15 protein-coding genes are annotated in these 15,744 nt (G+C 45.3%); 7 read left to right on the top strand and 8 right to left on the bottom strand.

The features are described 5' to 3' along the window. Positions 1-18 precede the first annotated feature (18 nt). Positions 19-1,560 (bottom strand): sodium:solute symporter family transporter, encoded by a 1,542-nt coding sequence (locus tag OC193_RS05205; protein ID WP_048664162.1) that lies wholly within the window; start codon positions 1,558-1,560, stop codon positions 19-21. Between the two features lie 348 nt (positions 1,561-1,908). Between OC193_RS05205 and OC193_RS05200 the strand changes: the two genes are divergently transcribed. The 4 genes from OC193_RS05200 (at position 1,909) to OC193_RS05185 (ending at position 7,002) form a co-directional block, all read left to right on the top strand. Then, a complete protein-coding gene (locus OC193_RS05200; protein ID WP_017629762.1) occupies positions 1,909-3,204 on the top strand; it encodes an MFS transporter in 1,296 nt (431 codons plus the stop codon). Between the two features lie 143 nt (positions 3,205-3,347). Next, on the top strand, positions 3,348-4,364 hold the full coding sequence (locus OC193_RS05195) for a nuclear transport factor 2 family protein (protein ID WP_017065254.1): 1,017 nt from the start codon (positions 3,348-3,350) through the stop codon (positions 4,362-4,364). Positions 4,365-4,564: 200 nt separating this feature from the next. Further along, positions 4,565-5,659, top strand: a complete 1,095-nt coding sequence (locus OC193_RS05190; RefSeq protein WP_048664163.1) for a porin — start codon at positions 4,565-4,567, stop codon at positions 5,657-5,659. Between the two features lie 317 nt (positions 5,660-5,976). Next, entirely contained in the window at positions 5,977-7,002 is a 1,026-nt protein-coding gene (locus OC193_RS05185) for a LacI family DNA-binding transcriptional regulator (protein ID WP_048664164.1), read from the top strand. 67 nt (positions 7,003-7,069) lie between these two features. Here the strand turns inward: OC193_RS05185 and OC193_RS05180 are convergent, their stop codons facing one another. Further along, positions 7,070-8,572, bottom strand: a complete 1,503-nt coding sequence (locus OC193_RS05180) for an arylsulfatase (RefSeq protein WP_048664165.1) — start codon at positions 8,570-8,572, stop codon at positions 7,070-7,072. A gap of 9 nt (positions 8,573-8,581) precedes the next feature. Next, positions 8,582-8,971 carry a DUF4345 domain-containing protein gene (locus OC193_RS05175; protein WP_048664166.1) on the bottom strand — a complete coding sequence of 130 codons (390 nt, stop codon included), beginning with the start codon at positions 8,969-8,971 and terminating at the stop codon, positions 8,582-8,584. Positions 8,972-9,108: 137 nt separating this feature from the next. Between OC193_RS05175 and OC193_RS05170 the strand changes: the two genes are divergently transcribed. Then, positions 9,109-9,864 carry a hypothetical protein gene (locus OC193_RS05170; RefSeq protein ID WP_048664167.1) on the top strand — a complete coding sequence of 252 codons (756 nt, stop codon included), beginning with the start codon at positions 9,109-9,111 and terminating at the stop codon, positions 9,862-9,864. 95 nt (positions 9,865-9,959) lie between these two features. Here the strand turns inward: OC193_RS05170 and OC193_RS05165 are convergent, their stop codons facing one another. The 3 genes from OC193_RS05165 to OC193_RS05155 form a co-directional block, all read right to left on the bottom strand. After that, complete coding sequence (locus OC193_RS05165; RefSeq protein ID WP_048664168.1) at positions 9,960-10,379, bottom strand: globin; 420 nt, start codon at positions 10,377-10,379, stop codon at positions 9,960-9,962. Between the two features lie 131 nt (positions 10,380-10,510). Next, positions 10,511-10,891, bottom strand: coding sequence for a VOC family protein (locus OC193_RS05160; protein ID WP_048664169.1), 381 nt, complete (start codon positions 10,889-10,891; stop codon positions 10,511-10,513). A 76-nt stretch (positions 10,892-10,967) separates the two neighbouring features. Continuing rightward, positions 10,968-11,852, bottom strand: coding sequence for a LysR substrate-binding domain-containing protein (locus OC193_RS05155; protein WP_048664171.1), 885 nt, complete (start codon positions 11,850-11,852; stop codon positions 10,968-10,970). 103 nt (positions 11,853-11,955) lie between these two features. Here OC193_RS05155 and OC193_RS05150 point away from each other — a divergent pair, with 103 nt between their 5' ends. Both OC193_RS05150 and OC193_RS05145 read left to right on the top strand, forming a co-directional pair. Continuing rightward, positions 11,956-13,284, top strand: coding sequence for a 6-phospho-beta-glucosidase (locus OC193_RS05150; protein ID WP_048658225.1), 1,329 nt, complete (start codon positions 11,956-11,958; stop codon positions 13,282-13,284). Between the two features lie 131 nt (positions 13,285-13,415). Continuing rightward, positions 13,416-14,180 (top strand): carbohydrate deacetylase, encoded by a 765-nt coding sequence (locus OC193_RS05145; RefSeq protein ID WP_048658224.1) that lies wholly within the window; start codon positions 13,416-13,418, stop codon positions 14,178-14,180. A 17-nt stretch (positions 14,181-14,197) separates the two neighbouring features. On the opposite strand, the gene soxR is transcribed toward OC193_RS05145, so the two are convergent. Then, complete coding sequence (gene soxR / locus OC193_RS05140; protein WP_048658223.1) at positions 14,198-14,638, bottom strand: redox-sensitive transcriptional activator SoxR; 441 nt, start codon at positions 14,636-14,638, stop codon at positions 14,198-14,200. Positions 14,639-14,739: 101 nt separating this feature from the next. Next, entirely contained in the window at positions 14,740-15,699 is a 960-nt protein-coding gene (locus OC193_RS05135; protein WP_048658222.1) for a LysR family transcriptional regulator, read from the bottom strand. Between the last annotated feature and the right edge of the window lie 45 nt (positions 15,700-15,744).

Here is a 15,744-nt window from a genome sequence, read left to right as displayed (position 1 = left end):
CAGTAGAGAATCGGTCAATTAAGAAAGAGCGGCATAAAGCCAATCAGGGATAACAGTACAAGCAGCAATCGTCACAACCGCAAAGACCAACAAGCCGTAATGACTCGCGGTCGGCTTAGCGAACAAGTGCTTTTGCTTGGCAATAAATTCGTGTTGTTGCTGTGTCACCTCTCCCCAGAAACGGCTCACAACAACACCTAACACTAAGAAAACAACCGTGCCAATTAAGGCAAACCAAGGCCAAGAGATGCCACTGTATTTGGCAATAAATACCACTACGACACTGCCGATACTGCCCGCTATAACGCCTTTTTCATTCGCTTGCTTGAAGAACAAACCAAGGATGAAAGAGCCAAGGCGAATACCGACAAAAATTGAAGTTAGGCTGGCAATAGTTTTAAGCACTGATTCATTAGAGACCGCCAGTAAAGCAGGCACAACAACCGAAGCAGCAGCAACTAGGCTCATTTTTCTTGCCACCGATTCGTAATGCGCATCGGAGGCTGATTTACGGAAAAAGCGCTTATAAAAATCGAACGTTGCCACGGTCGCCATAGAGTTATAAGTGGAATCCAGCGTCGACATCGCCGCTGCCGACAGTGCTGAGATCACCAAACCAACGATGATTGGGTTAGTGTGGTTGAACACGAAGTCGAGAATCACTTCATTACTGTTCTCAAAGCTGGAGTCTTGATAGAAGACGCTTAGCAAAACGCCCATAACAGCAAAAAACAGGTAGATGAAGAACGCGCCGTAACCACAAAGCAGCATCGATTTTTGCGCTGTCTGAACGTTTTTTGTCGCCAGTGTTCTTTGAATAATCAGTTGGTTAGTGCCATATACGCTCAGGTGTAAAAAGCTCACCGCCACAACACCCGCCCACAATGTGGTGTCGACGCCAAGATCAAAATCTAGATTGATGATATTCAGATGCTCAGGAGACAACACCTCCCCCGCATCGATCTTCATGAGCAATAAACCAAAGATCGCGATACTGCCAATAATCAATACTGCCGACTGCAGCATATCTGTCCATATGACAGTTGAGATGCCCCCCGCATAGGTATACAAGGCGGTAAACAGGCTGATGTAGATGATCGCCTCAGAGATACTCACTGGTAGCACTTGCACCAAGATCAATGCCACCGCATACAAAATCACCCCTGCCGAAATACACTGAACCACAATAAACACGATGGAATTGATCGTGCGAGCAACAACGCCAAAGCGGTGCTCTAGGTATTCGTAAATCGAGGTCAGGCCAAGTTTGTAAAACACTGGAACAAAGAAAACCACAGCGAAAAAGATCACTATTGGGTAATTCAGATGAACGCTCATCGCTTCCATGCCTGAGCTATAAACCCAGCCCGGCATACCCACGAACGTCATCGCACTGATGTAGGTTGCAAGAATCGACACACCCGCCGTAAACCAACCAAATTGTTTTCCACCAGTCGAAAAGTCGCCACCAACGCTATAGCGCTTATTCACTAAGTAGCTGATAAATAAAGTAGTTAACACATAAAGAGCAATAACCACAAAACTTGAGTACGTAACCATTTTTAGATTCCGTTTATTGTATTCTTCTAATCATTCGCCGCCCATATTACTCAAAATTGGATATTTTCCCTCAAAAACCCACAGTAAGTGTGAGTATTGTCACTAATATAGACGAATAAACGCTCAAAACGCCCCAAAAAGCCCAAACACACGATCTAACGGGATCCAGATCACTAAAATACACAAAATGGGTACGCACTCATTTTAAAATTGACTTTGATCACGGATCTAATAACCACAAAAACTCTATTATCTCTCCCGAAACGAAGACGGTGTGGTGAATATCAATAACCACTGCACAATAATCAAAACTAAAACCACCCTATATAAAATAAAGGTTTATCGGTCATGACTACTAAAAAACACATGAGCGAAGTTCCTATGATTCAAAGGGTAGCTGCTTATCTTGCAATTCTAGTGGGCTACTTTTTCTATTGTTATAACTTTGTAATTATTGACTACGTACGCCCATACATCGTTGATGCGTATGATGGTATTAACTTGGCGGATACCGCTCAGTTCTATACATGGCAGTCGGTTGGCGCACTTATTGGTGCCCTAAGCTGTGCATGGGTGGCATCAAACTTTGGTAAGAAATCGACTCTTATTGTCATCACTGCACTAAACGGTGGCGCAACCATCATCAACATGATGTTTACCGACTACGCGATGTGGGCAGCGATGCGTTTCATCATCGGTATTTCTTTGGGTGGTTACTTCACAGTAGCAGTAAGCCTGATGATCGGCCTATTTACACCAACGGTTCGCGGTAAGTTGACGGCATTCGCTTCTTCTATGTTCTCTGTTGCGCTAATGGCAATGGGTGCGTACGCAGCGTTCATTTCTAGCATCGACGCACCTTGGCAGAGCCTAATGTGGGTGGGTGGTATTCCTCCTCTAGTTGCTGCTGCACTGATGATCTTCATCCTGCCTAGCGACAAGAAAGTGATCGCCTACGGTGAAGAAGATCAAGCCGCGGCTGAAGCATCTAACGCACCAGCGAAGAAAGGCTCTTGGGGTGAAATGCTAAGCGCGCCTTACCGCAAGCTAACGATCACTTGTCTATTACTGGCTGGCCTTAACTTCTACGGCTACCAATTCTTCTCTGGCTTCGTGACAACGTACCTAAAAGATGTTCGCCAATTCGACGGTGCGACCATCGGCATCATCTTCTCTATCTCGGCATTCGGTTCTCTATTCGGTGCTTGGGTATGGGGTGCAATCGCCGATAAATACGGCCGTAAAGTGAACGCGTTTGGTTTCATCCTTGCGGGTGTTATGGCTTCAGTATTCTTTGTCGCACCAAGCGACGTGATGATCGGCAGCCTAAACATGCTGGCTATCCTAGGTCTTATTTACAACTTCGGTCTGTCTGCTTCTGCGGTATGGGGTGGTTACTTCTCTGAATTGTTCCCAGCTCACCTACGTAGCTTCGGTGCAGCACTGTTCCACGGTGGTCGTATCATCGGCATGTGGGCACCAATGGTGTTGGTATTCATTCAAGAGCGCAGCGACCTTGCGACTGCAATGTGGGGCTCACCAATCGTATGGATTGTGGCTGGTCTACTGTGGCTATCACTACCAGAGACATTGAAAGGCGGCATCTTCGACAAGAGCAAAAAAGCGGAAACAGCAAAAGCTTAATCCCGTTTAGTTGAAACCTCAAAAAGTTGAACGCCTTTAAAGACACGAAACAAACATCAATCCGGCTGAGTAGTCAGCCGGTAACAAAATCCAAATCGAGTCCTGTTCCGAATGTTGACTCGACAACAAAAAGAGAATGAATTATGTCTAAATATCAAGAAGCTAAACGCATTGTTCGCGAATACTTTGATGCAATGGAAAACGCAACTCACGAGAACGTTGCTGAAGTTTTAAAAGCACACACTTCTGAAGATTACTTGTGGCGCGGCGTTTACCCATTCCGTGAGCAAGAAGGCGCTCAAGCGGCAGCTGACGTTTTCTGGGCTCCAATGATGAAGTCGATGACTCGCATGCAGCGTCGTCAAGACATCTTCATCGGCGGTAACAACGAAGTTAACCCAGACGAAATTTGGGTAATGAGCATGGGTCACTTCATGGGTCTATTCGACGCTGAATACCTAGGCATGCGCCCTACTGGCAAGATCATGAACGTTCGCTACGCAGAATTTAACTGTGTTGTTGATGGCAAAATCACTAAGACTGGCCTGTTCCTAGATCTACTAGGCATGATGGATCAAGCGGGTTGCTACCCACTTCCACCATCAACTGGTAAGCACTTCGTTTACCCTGGTCCACGTAACCACGATGGTCTGCTGTTTGAAGATGCGGCTCCAGAAGAAGGCGTTGCGACACTTGCTCTAGTAAACAAAATGGTTGATGACCTTTCTGCTCTTAACGACAGCGGCGCAATGGGTTGCCCACCAGAAGTACTCGCGAAGAGCTGGTCAAAAGACATGATTTGGTACGGCCCTTGTGGTATCGGCGCGTCTTACACGATTCCTCGTTACCAACAACAGCACCAACTTCCTTTCCGTAACAACCTGAAAGACAAGAAGTTCAACGGCCACGTTTGTCGTTTCGCTGAAGGTAACTTCTCTTGTTTCTTCGGTTGGCCAAACCTATCAAACACACCAACAGGCGGCTTCCTAGGTATGACTGGCGGTGAAGTACGTGCAAACATGCAAGTAGTTGACGTGTACTACCGTGACGGTGACAAGCTATCTGAGAACTGGGTTCTTATCGACCTTCCTTACTGGCTACAACAGCAAGGTCTAGACGTGTTCGAGCGTACTTCATCTATCATGAATCCAACTCTGTAACCATGTCCTATTGCCTACCTAGTCCTTACCTACGCTAGGCAGGCATGACTGCCGAGGGCTCCTTCTCGCCCTCGGCAACTTGCTCCACTCAAGATAACCAACCTTGTGCCTCACGGATGGGCACACCCTGCCAAACCATTACTAATATAACGGGCTTGAAAGCACGGCGGCTTTCTACGGCCTGAATAAAGAGTATAACAATGAAAAAGTCGATTCTTTCAGCAGTGATCCTGACAGCACTTACTTCGGGTTCTGCTTTTGCTGCACATACTTTTACCAATGACGCGGGCGATAGCCTTGCTTTAGATGGCCGTTTTGACGTTCGTTACCAAGACAAAGGTGGCGACCATAACGGCGAATGGAACAGTGGTAGTTCTCGTTTCGGCCTTAAAGGTCAAATGGGCTTAGACAACGATTGGACTGGCTTTGGCCATGCCGAATGGGGTTACAACTCAGGTGCTAACGGCGACAATATTTACGACCGACTTCTATACGCTGGCGTAGAGCACGACAAATACGGCAAGATTGCGGCGGGTACTAAACAGTGGTCTACCTTCTACGATGTGGCTTGGTTCACCGATATGGGTCGTGTATTTGGTTCACGTGGTTCAGGCTACTACAACCTGTCTGACTGGGGTATTTCATCAGGCACAGGCCGTGCAGAAAACTCCATCACTTACCGCAACAGCATCAACGACAACTGGAAATACGGCTTCACTTATCAGACAACTCGTGAAGATGTAGCGGTATCTACAAGATTCAACCAAACGAATTCAGACACTGTCACGCTGAAAAACGGTATGGGCGCGTCAACGCTATACACTGTTATGGATGGCTTAACTGTTGGTTTGGCATACCATCAGAATGAGTTCGATGATGTGGATAGCACAGTTCAAAACATCAAAGATGGCGACACACAGCGCATCGGTTTATTAGGTGTGAACTACACCAATGATGGCCTATTTGTCGGCTTCACCTACAGCCAAGGTTCAAACTGGGAAACCACCAGCCAATCTGAGTTCTACGACCACCGTGGTGCTGAATTCTTCACGTACTACCACTTTGAAAACGGCCTGCGTCCTACCTTTAACGTTAACTACTTAACAGACACAGACGACAACGCTAATGGCTACGAGCGTCAGCTAATTATCCCAGGCCTTGAGTACCACTTTAAGAAGAACAAGTTCTTGGTGTGGACTGAATACCAATTTGATAACGGTAAAGATTCATACAACGGTGTGAAATACGAAAACAGCGATGACCAATTCGCGGCTGGTATTCGTTACTACTTCTAATAGCTTACCGCTTATGGCTTATGGCTTATGGCTTATGGCTTATGGCTTATGGCTTATGGCTTATGGCTTAAGTAGCCAGCGGCTTAGCGGTATGTCACTCATTTAATGAGTCAATTCGTAATCTAAAGCTCTGCTGTTATGCAGAGCTTTTTTATAAGTGCGCTTTTCATTCAACACAAGCAATGGGTTATACCCAACATTTAATTCAGAATGATCAATATTCCTTATTTTTCATATCATTCCTTATTATTGCTTTATGAGTACGTACCTAATTATGGTACTCTGTAGGCTGTTAATTCGGCTCACAAGCATGGTCTATGAACTCACCAAAACACTCCACGGCGTCAAAACCAACTGTTACTTCAAAAGATGTCGCTAAACTGGCTGGCGTTTCTCAATCTACCGTTTCTCGTGTATTTGTTCCGGGCAGTTCGGTGTCTGAGAAGACCAAGCAGAAAGTATTCGAAGCGGCGAAAGCACTCAACTATCGCCCAAATGCCTTTGCTCGAAGCTTAACCACCAATGAATCTAAGTTGATTGGTTTGGTCTTCCCTGATGCTGATTACCCAATTCACATGAAAACGCTGCAACTCATCTCTACTGAGTTACAAAAACAGGGGTATTCTGCGGTGTTGATTCCGTGGCAAGTCGACGGTAACGACAACCACTCAATTCCTAACATCTTCCAATATCGTGTTGATGGCGTAATTGCAGCCTCTGCGACGTTCAACAAGTCGCTTTATGAAGAGTGTGAAGAGTTCGACATCCCTATCGTTCAGTATGCTCGTGTGGTTGAAGGCACCAAAAGTAGCCATGTAGTAAGTGATAACTACGCAGCAGGTCAAGTCGCGGCTCAGCACTTTCATAGCGTCGGAACGAAATCTGCGGTTTACCTAACGGGTAACGTACCTACCTACACCAATGGCGAACGTGAAGCGGGTTTTTGCTCTGAATTCGAAGATCTGACAGGCAAGCAAGCTCGCGTGATTGAAGCTGACTACGACTACCTTGATGCACTAGAGACCATTCGAACCCTGTTTTCAGAACCCACACATCCTCAAGCGATTTTCTGTGCGACAGACAATCTAGCGATGGCGGTAATGGATGTGGCACGCTTAGAGTTCAATCTACGAATTCCAGAAGACCTACAAGTGGTCGGTTTTGATGATATCCCGCAGACTCAGTGGTTGAACTATCAACTCACGACGTTCAAACAAGACTTCAGACGTCTTGCTCGTGAATCAGTAAAAATTGTCGTTAGCCAAATTCAAGAACAAGACACGAGCTTGGTTAAGCTGATGGTGCCAGTGAAGTTCATCGAACGAAAAACGACGTTAAAGTAGAGCCAATGCTAAGTGTATTCAAATAAAAATCCCGCTCAATGTGAGCGGGATTTTTTATGATATTTAACTAGTTACCAACACCACCGGTTTTCTCAGCTGGTAAGTCTGGTGTTACTGGTGGCCACTCTTGGAAAGTTGCTAAATGCTGTTGGACTGCAGCTTGAGCAGGACCAAACGCCCACATCTTCTGCCCCATCCATTTCAAGTACATTCCAGATTCTTCAGCTGCTCTCTCATATGGGTCGCGACGCAAGTTGAACAGCAGTGGTGCGTTAAGCTCTTCTTTCGGACCACTCCAACCGTGATTCTGTACCACGAAGTGCGCTTTCCAGTCACCTATGCGAACGGCTTGTAGCTTATCTCGCTCGTAGTAGTAAATCTCTTTACGATTCGACTCGCCTTTTTCCGTCAGCATATCGACTTGGTTGTAACCATCGAGATGCGCTTTAAAGCCATCATGACCTGTCAGCATCTTCTCTTTCAGATCCGTGGGCCCACCAGCTGCAGCCACTAATGTTGGAAGCCAATCCATACCATCAAAGATGCCGTTACCCACGCTTCCTGCTGGAATTTTACCAGGCCAACTCACTAGCGCAGGAGCACGAACACCACCTTCCCATGTTGTTCCTTTCTCGCCATGGAATGGTGTCATACCGCCGTCTGGCCATGTCATGATCTCAGGGCCATTATCCGCAGTAAAAATGATGATGGTATTATCGGCAATACCAAGTTCCTCCATTTTCGCCATCATCTCACCGACATGATCATCAAGATCTTTCATGACCACTTCTTGAAGCCCCCAACCGTTTTGTCCGAGCATGGCTTCATATTCAGGTGAAAGATGCGTCCAAACGTGACCACGTGATGGGCAATACCAAGTAAAGAACGGCTTATCCGCTTTAACCGCTCGTTCGATGAAATTAATCGCGTGTTTGTTTACTTCATCATCCAGTGTGCGCATACGCTCAATCGACAAGGCACCATCATCTTCAATGGTTTGTCCGCCTTTACCATCAGCTCTTGAATAAATCACGTTACGAGGCGCAAAGGCATCTAACGACCCATCTTTTGGCCAATCTGGATCTTCCGTATATTCCATTGCATTCAAGTGATACAACCAACCCCAATATTCATCAAAACCGTGCATTGTCGGCAGGAATTCGTCTCGGTCTCCTAGGTGGTTTTTACCAAACTGCCCTGTCATGTAACCCATGCTTTTTAGCATCTCTGGAAGTGTTGGTGTATCTGCGCTTAAACCCACAGGGCCACCCGGAAGCCCAACTGAGTGCATGCCCGTTCGCACAGGTAATTGCCCAGTTAAGAACGCAGAACGACCCGCGGTACATGAAGGCTGAGCGTAGTAATCTGTGAGCAGCATGCCTTTCTCGGCAATGCTGTCGATGTTCGGAGTCTCGCTGCTCATTACGCCATTGTGATAAGCACTCAAGTTTGAAATACCCACATCATCGGTGAAGATAACAAAGATATTTGGCTGCTCTTGAGCTGACCATGCCGATAGCGAAAAGCTACTCAACACACTCAGAGTAAGAAGGTGAAAAATCCCTTTCATAAAATGTCCTTATATTGTTTCAGATTGCTCGTTATGAATCATTTTTAAACCGACTAAGCCAAAGCCCAACTCCAAGATCAGATAGACGAAAAGTAGCCAGTGCGGCATGCCATCCACCACCAAACTGATGACTCGTCCGGCAGCTAAACCCAACATGAAAACCACCAAACTATATAGCGCTGGCAGTCGATACTTTTTTATCAGTGCGCCACTCACCCAAAATAGAGCCAGAGCCAAATACAGCCCCATCACTGCACGAAAGATATGGGTAACGTTAATCGGGCTAGCATCGATTCCGAAAAGGTAATCCAAAGAAATAACCGGCGCATAACCGTAAGACAATGCAATCGGTGTTAAGCCCAGAACCGCGACTAACAAGAAAATACTTTGTGGCTTCATATCCTTACTCTTCAAATTTGGCTCTTTATAAAAAACATAGTCTACAATCAGATATATACAAGTTGCATATGTGGGAAATGGATAACTAATACATACATTTATAGTGTGTGCTCTTTAAACCGGATAGGGATATCAATATGGCTAAATGGCGTTACTTAATCGCATCAATGTTGGTTGCCAGTTCAACCGTAAATGCTCAAGAAGCGAGCACAAAAAAATGGCAGCACAGCATTGAGATCTATGCTCAAGCTCTGAATATTCGCGGAGATACCACCATTGGAAACCTATCCAGCGAAGTTGATGTTGACCCAGCATTCATCATGGATAATTTCGATATGGGTGCCATGCTTCGCCTAGAAGGGATTTATGACAATCAATGGGGTTATTACCTTGATTACAGCTTCATGGAACTCAGTGCTAAGTCCAATTCGGTCATCGGTAATGCGGGTATTCTTAATGGCAAACTCGAGATAAGACAAGGTGTTTTAGAAGCAAAAGGCTTTAAACGCTACCAGTACGATCTTGGCGCTATTGATTATATGGTTGGATTACGTTGGTGGGATAACGATATTGATTCGAAGCTTTATACAAGTAACGGAACACCCCTCAATTCAAGATCTTTAGATGAAGATTGGGTCGACTATTTGATAGGTGTCCGTTGGACAAAAGAGCTCAATAAAAATTGGACGGTACACACTAGCTTAGACATAGGACTTGGCAGCGATACTGACTTCACCAGCTCATTGTTAACAGGAGCTCGTTACCAAATTAACGATTGGTCAGATTTAAACCTCGCTTATAAATCCACTTGGGTTGATTACGAAAACAAAGGCACTTTTGAATACGACACCGCGTCACAAGGCTTCTTGGTCGGTTGGGCAGCTCACTTTTGATGAGGAATCAAAAGATTAAGAATGGAGGTAAGCTTGATTCATGGCTTACCTCTCAAACGAAATCTATCTTTCAAGAAAAGCGGCTGGTGACTTATCTATTGATTCATAGGGTCAGGCACAACACACTCTTGCTTCATGATCTTAAGGCCAGCATCAAGCGTTTCTGTCCACGCTTGCTCAACTTGATCATTATAATGCGGGTCATACTTTTTAACGGTGTTGAGTAACGAATTAAACCACTCGTTGAGCTCTTGTTCTGAAATGTCCATCCCGAGATCTTTGTGTTGCTTACCAAGCCTTTTTACGGAGCTCCGCACACTGGGTAGACCAGAAGAGTTATAAATCAGGATGATTGAGGCTTTGAGCATCTTAGTTTGTTGCTCCAGCCCTATATTTTCAAAACGCTCTGAAAACCTAGGGTTATGCTCACAGAAATCAGCCAAGAATGTTTCTAGGAATTCTTGGTCGATTCTGCAACGCTCAAAGCTCTCATAAAACAGTTCGTTTGGTGTCATCTAGCCAATCCTTTGCAATGGTTCGTTCGCACTGAACAACCGAGATGACTTAATTATACGCCACTGTGGCATAAAATGAACTATGCCTTAAACCGAACTGAGGCATAACGTGAACTGAGGATTAAGGATAACTAAGGCATAAAGTGCGTTGCACAGATCTTGTTTCCATCAGGATCTCGCAAATAAGCCATGTACAAGCGACGCTCGTCAGAACCTCTCGCTCCGGGGCCATTTTCAATGCTGGTACCGCCATTTTCGACGCCAACTCGATGCCACTCATCTACAACTTCAGGAGAAGGCGCAAGAAAACCCACCGTCATGCCGTTGCCGTGCGTTGCTGGCTGACCATCAATCGGTTTGGTTAAACCTAATACACCGGTTTGGCTAACGTAAATACAGCGCCCTTTGGGATCAACAGAACCTTCGCTATAACCAAGCACCTTCATGATTGGGTCATAGAAAGACTTCGCGCGTTCAATATTTTCGGTACCGAGAAAAACATGGCTGAACATAACTAACCTCTTCTTTTATTGAAAGAACACCCTAAACTAGACCTATAATTCGTGTTTGTCTAGGCATGCTATTCGGTCATAACTGCTGCTTAACCCATTGAGTAAACACCTGAAACTTAGTTCGTTGCTCCATGCCTTTCGGGCACACCAAATCATAGCCTTTACCGGATTCAATATTCATAAGCGGAGCGACTAACAGCCCCTGTTCAATCTGCGGTTTCATAAACTCTAACCGCCCTAATGCCACGCCCATCGATAACATAGCGGCATCCATTGCCAAGCGATTATCGCTGTAATAGTCACACTGCAGAGCACAATTAGCGTTACTTTGAGCTTCATGCAACCAACGCTGCCACGCGGTGATATCACCATTATGGATAAACCGGACACCACCCAAGTGTTCTATGCCTTTCTTTAGGTTGAACTGTTTCGCATATTCAGGGCTACAGACAGGGGTTCTTACCCCATTGAATAACCGTTCATTGTAATGGTTTGGATAGTGACCTTCGCTATAGAAAATTGCCACGTCATAGGGTTCAAACTGGAAGTCTGATTGGTTCTGCTTGGTTTGCAGTTTAATGCTCAAATTCGGATACAGTTTTCTAAACTCAGGCAAACGTGGCATCAACCAAGAGGAGGCAAAATAAGGCGATGTCGCGATATACAATTCACCGCTCAACTCTCCGGTTTGAATGTCCACTAACTCAGAAAAAATAGATTCGAAAGAAACATTCAGCATAGCTAAAACGCGTTGACCTTCAGGTGTGAGTTCAAGCTTTCTCGTCTTGCGAACAAATAGGTTGAATTTGAGTTGTTGTTCCAATTTTTTAATGCGATGACTCACTCCTCCCTGAGTTAAGAAGAGCTCATCAGCTGCCAGTGTAAAACTTAAGTGCTTAGCTGCGACACTAAAAGTGTGCAGCAGTGACAGCGTTTGTTGACGATTTTCAAACAACCCCATGGATTAACCTCACTAATTTATAAGTCATCACAACTGGTTTGTCGGTATGCCTGCCTATAATATAGATTAATTCACGTAATCTAAAAATATAATGGTGAATAACATGAAACAGGAAAAAAAACTGAAAGTGGTCGTGATTGGTGGTGGTTCAAGTTACACCCCAGAACTCGTTGAAGGCCTGCTCAAACGTCATCACGAATTACCTATCTCTGATCTGTGGTTGGTCGATATCAAAGAAGGCATGGAGAAAGCAGAGATAATCGCAGGGCTCACAGAGCGAATGATAAAGAAAGCAGGTTGTGAGATTCATGTTCACCTCACCACTGATCGAAAAGCTGCCCTTAAAGACGCTGATTTCGTCTGCTCACAATTTCGTGCAGGCAGAATGGAAGCAAGGCTACGCGACGAACGAATCGCCTTAAAGTATCGCATGATTGGCCAAGAGACGAATGGCTTGGGTGGCTTCTCCAACGCTTGTCGCACCATACCGATTGCACTCGAAATCGCGAAAGAGATGGAAACACTCTGCCCAGAGGCTTGGTTACTCAACTTCACCAACCCATCAGGCATGGTAACGGAAGCGTTGATTAAACACTCGACCATCAAAACCGTTGGTTTGTGTAATGTGCCTGTGAATATGGAGCGCGGTGCTGCCAAAATGCTAGGTGCCGAACGCAAAGACATGACGATGCAAATAGCCGGTTTAAATCACTTGGTGTGGGCTCGTAAAGTACTCCATGAAGGCCAAGACAAACTGGGTGAACTGATTGAAGAACTTATTGTTGGCAACGACCAAATGATGCCAAAGAACATCCCTCCCTTTGAATGGGACGGCGAACTGATTCGTTCATTAAACCTCGTTCCTTGTGCTTACTTACGCTACTACTATCAATCAAGAGATATCTTAGACAAAGAGTTTGCAGCTTCAGAAAGCAGTACAAATCGCGCGGATTTGGTCGCGAAAGTTGAGCAGCAGTTGCTAGAGATCTACAAAGACCCGACGCTCGATACTAAACCTCAATTATTAGAAGAGCGAGGGGGCGCATACTACTCTGAAGCGGCCTGTGAGCTCATGAGCAGTATTCACAATAACAAACGTTCTATCATGCACGTCAACACCCGTAACAATGGTGCGATTCAAGGTCTACCCGATGACTGTGCGGTAGAAGTAAGTTCGGTGATCACCAGTAGCGCGATCCTGCCACTGAACGTAGAGCCTTTTGATAGCGATACATTGCGCTTGATTCAACAAATGAAAGAGTTTGAAACGCTAACGGTTAAAGCAGCGATGACAGGTGATATTGCGTTAGCTAAGCGCGCTTTGATTCTTAATCCTATTGTCGATAGTGGTTCGCACATCGATGAGGCTTTGTTAGAAACGATCCGAGAAAACTTAGACTTCATGCCTGCGTTTGCTCATCGACTCGCTTAATGTGGCATTTTGTTAGTTGCTAATGAGCTCAGTGATAACAGCTAATAAGCTCGGTGATAGAAGCTAATGAGCTCAGTAACAGCTGAGCTCATTCAAAACATTGAATCCAAATATATTAATAAGTGGTCATGATGAAATTGATACTCAACGCCGACGATTTCGGCCTCACTGAAAGCGTGAACCATGGCATCGTCGATTGCTTCAAAGCAGGCATGGTGAAATCGACCACCATAATGATGAACCAACCGGGAACACAACACGCGATTGAACTTTACCATCAAGGTTTGGTGCCGGAAGTAGGCTTGCACTTTACGGTCACCGCAGGGAAACCACTGACGTCACCTGAGCTGGTTCCGAGCTTAGTAGACGAACACGGCAACTTCTTTAGCAACGTGACCCTGTTCGATAAATCAGATGTGAATGAAAATGAAGTGATGCTTGAACTCTACGCACAATACCAAGCTGCTATCGATGCGGGTTTAAAGATTAATCATATCGACAGCCATCATTTTGGGGGCGTATTTAAACCTCTAAAAGCAGCGTTTACTCGTACAGTGAATCACATCGGTCTGCCTGTCAGGCGAATCGATAACATCTTAAGTGGCCAAAATTCATTGCAAGTATCGACACCTGATGCTTTCGACATGCGTTTCTTTGACGAAGGCGTATCATTGAATGGCCTGCAAGATTTATTGCTGAGCTACCAAAGTAAGATGCCTGACGGTGTGCTTGAGTTGATGTGCCACCCTTCATTAGTGGCTTGTGAACAGCTTAAGTCTCTATCGAGCTACAGTGATAAACGTGTTGAGGAGTATAAGCTTCTCACCAGCCCGGAACTCAAGCAGTGGCTAAACGACAATCAAATAGAGTGTATTGGATTCGACTATCTCAGATAGGGAACCTTAATTCTGGGCTAATCAACAATGCGTTGAGCGCCCTGCCCTTGGTCGTGCAGGATGTCTTCAGGGTTCAGTAAGTGGCACTTCTGCATACTCAAACAGCCGCAGCCGATACAGCCGGTGAGGTTCTCTTGTAGCGAGCGGATTTGTGCCATTTTGCTGTCGAGTTGTCCTTGCCATTTCTTCGCGACTCGCTCCCAATCACGCTTAGTCGCGGTCTGGTTCATTGGTAAGGTAGACAGCTCTTCAGTGATCTCTTCAAGCGTAAAACCAATCGACTGCGCGACTTGAATCAGGGCAATTCGTCGTAACATCGCGGATTGATAACGACGTTGATTGCCATTAGTACGAATCGAAGCAATCAGCCCTTTGGTTTCATAAAAGCGCAGCGCTGAAGGAGCGACACCGCTTCGCTCCGAAAGTTGACCAATCGTTAAATACACGACGTTTTTCATCTTCGTTCATTCCTTTGTTCGGTTATCTAGCCATTCCAATCCATGAATTTAAGTATAGCTAAAGTTAATCTTAAGTTTAAGTTTAGTCCATATAGCTTCACTTAGATTTTAGCGAAGGTATTGCCGTACATGGACTCAAACCCTGGAATGTTCTGTTCCCAAATAGGCACATATTCTCCCACTATCGACTTCAATGTATCGAGGAATAGCTTGGTTTTAATCGGGGCATCTCGATGTGGATACACCGCGTAGAAAGTACCGAAATCATCCAGTTGAAGGTGAGTCATGATTGGGACTAACTGCCCACTGGTGATTTCATCAGTCAGCATTTGCGCGGTCACCACTGCAAGTGTACTTCCTGCCACTACGCTTTTAGGAATCATCTCAACATCATTCACTTTGTAGGTCGCATTGAGTTGAAAGTGTTGTGCCTTACCCTGTTGGTCGACATACGAAAATTGGTTAATCAGTAAACCCGGTGCGGCATAAATGGTGGCAGGCAATGATTCTAGTTTTTCTATGGTGTTAATAGCCCCATGCTTTTCAATGAACTCAGGTGACGCGACAATCAAGAGTCGGCTTCTCGCTATCTTGCGACTGATTAAGCTAGAGTTTTTAGGCTTACCTATACGGAAACCAATATCAAACCCTTCTTTGACCATATCAACGATGCGATCTTCGAGTCTCAGTTCAAAATCGACATCCGGATACTGTTTCTGAAACACTGATATTGCCTGCTGAACATATTGCCGACCAAACATGGTAGAGCTCGTAATTCTTAACAGACCTCTAGGCTCGGAATGGTAGTTCTGTGCCAAGCGTTGTGTGTCATTGAGCAAGGCTCGCAATTGATGAGCTTGGTTGACCATTTCGTTGCCTGCTGCCGTGAGCGACAAAGAGCGAGTGGTTCTGTTCAACAGTCGAACATCGAGTTCTTCTTCAAGACGACTGATCTGTTTAGAGATAACAGAACGGTCAACGTTCCTCTGCTCTGCGACTTTGACGAACGAGCCTAACTCAACCACTTCTAGCAGCAATAATAAACGACTTGATGTATCCATAACGACCTTTGTTGCATTTAAAGCACCAATTAAGTGCCAATATGA

This window comes from Vibrio crassostreae (assembly GCF_024347415.1).
Taxonomy (GTDB): Bacteria; Pseudomonadota; Gammaproteobacteria; order Enterobacterales; family Vibrionaceae; genus Vibrio; species Vibrio crassostreae.
Note: the sequence above shows the minus strand (reverse complement) of the source record. Positions and strands in the feature narration are given on the sequence as shown.

Bases quoted from the DNA above. Each gene is read 5' to 3' on its own strand.
- OC193_RS05205 (WP_048664162.1), bottom strand. From the start codon at position 1,560: ATGGTTACGTACTCAAGTTTTGTGGTTATTGCTCTTTATGTGTTAACT.
- OC193_RS05200 (WP_017629762.1), top strand. From the start codon at position 1,909: ATGACTACTAAAAAACACATGAGCGAAGTTCCTATGATTCAAAGGGTA.
- OC193_RS05195 (WP_017065254.1), top strand. From the start codon at position 3,348: ATGTCTAAATATCAAGAAGCTAAACGCATTGTTCGCGAATACTTTGAT.
- OC193_RS05190 (WP_048664163.1), top strand. From the start codon at position 4,565: ATGAAAAAGTCGATTCTTTCAGCAGTGATCCTGACAGCACTTACTTCG.
- OC193_RS05185 (WP_048664164.1), top strand. From the start codon at position 5,977: ATGAACTCACCAAAACACTCCACGGCGTCAAAACCAACTGTTACTTCA.
- OC193_RS05180 (WP_048664165.1), bottom strand. From the start codon at position 8,572: ATGAAAGGGATTTTTCACCTTCTTACTCTGAGTGTGTTGAGTAGCTTT.
- OC193_RS05175 (WP_048664166.1), bottom strand. From the start codon at position 8,971: ATGAAGCCACAAAGTATTTTCTTGTTAGTCGCGGTTCTGGGCTTAACA.
- OC193_RS05170 (WP_048664167.1), top strand. From the start codon at position 9,109: ATGGCTAAATGGCGTTACTTAATCGCATCAATGTTGGTTGCCAGTTCA.
- OC193_RS05165 (WP_048664168.1), bottom strand. From the start codon at position 10,379: ATGACACCAAACGAACTGTTTTATGAGAGCTTTGAGCGTTGCAGAATC.
- OC193_RS05160 (WP_048664169.1), bottom strand. From the start codon at position 10,891: ATGTTCAGCCATGTTTTTCTCGGTACCGAAAATATTGAACGCGCGAAG.
- OC193_RS05155 (WP_048664171.1), bottom strand. From the start codon at position 11,852: ATGGGGTTGTTTGAAAATCGTCAACAAACGCTGTCACTGCTGCACACT.
- OC193_RS05150 (WP_048658225.1), top strand. From the start codon at position 11,956: ATGAAACAGGAAAAAAAACTGAAAGTGGTCGTGATTGGTGGTGGTTCA.
- OC193_RS05145 (WP_048658224.1), top strand. From the start codon at position 13,416: ATGAAATTGATACTCAACGCCGACGATTTCGGCCTCACTGAAAGCGTG.
- soxR (WP_048658223.1), bottom strand. From the start codon at position 14,638: ATGAAAAACGTCGTGTATTTAACGATTGGTCAACTTTCGGAGCGAAGC.
- OC193_RS05135 (WP_048658222.1), bottom strand. From the start codon at position 15,699: ATGGATACATCAAGTCGTTTATTATTGCTGCTAGAAGTGGTTGAGTTA.